The organism is Novilysobacter selenitireducens (genome assembly GCF_020026895.1).
Taxonomy (GTDB): domain Bacteria; phylum Pseudomonadota; class Gammaproteobacteria; order Xanthomonadales; family Xanthomonadaceae; genus Lysobacter_C; species Lysobacter_C selenitireducens.
Genome location: NZ_JAINZW010000032.1, coordinates 1 through 292 on the forward strand (window position 1 = coordinate 1; position 292 = coordinate 292).

At 51.0% G+C, this 292-nt stretch carries 1 protein-coding gene; it reads right to left on the minus strand.

All coding sequences use genetic code 11. The features are described from left to right. Window positions 1–238 (minus strand): hypothetical protein (locus tag K6753_RS14475; protein WP_223677169.1); only part of this gene is annotated, 238 nt, incomplete at its 3' end. Window positions 239–292: the final 54 nt, after the last annotated feature.

Here is a 292-nt window from a genome sequence, read left to right on the forward strand (position 1 = left end):
AATGCTCTAAGAATGAGTCTTCCCCTCTGTGCATCGCCCCTCGCATCATAAATAGATAGCCTTTTTTATCGTCCTCGCTCCAGGAGAGAAACCCTGGCGGAATATTCAACACATGGTTCAGCGTCACGTCAAGTTTGAAATCGTTGAACGCGAGCCAATCCCAACAGAAATCGCTCTCGACGAATGAGACGGGAAACGCCGTCTCAAGTCGCGTTTGCATGTCCAGCATCTTGTCCAAATTGTATCCACATCGCCGGGCCATTCGGGCGAGCCCTTCGTCCTGCCAACTTGA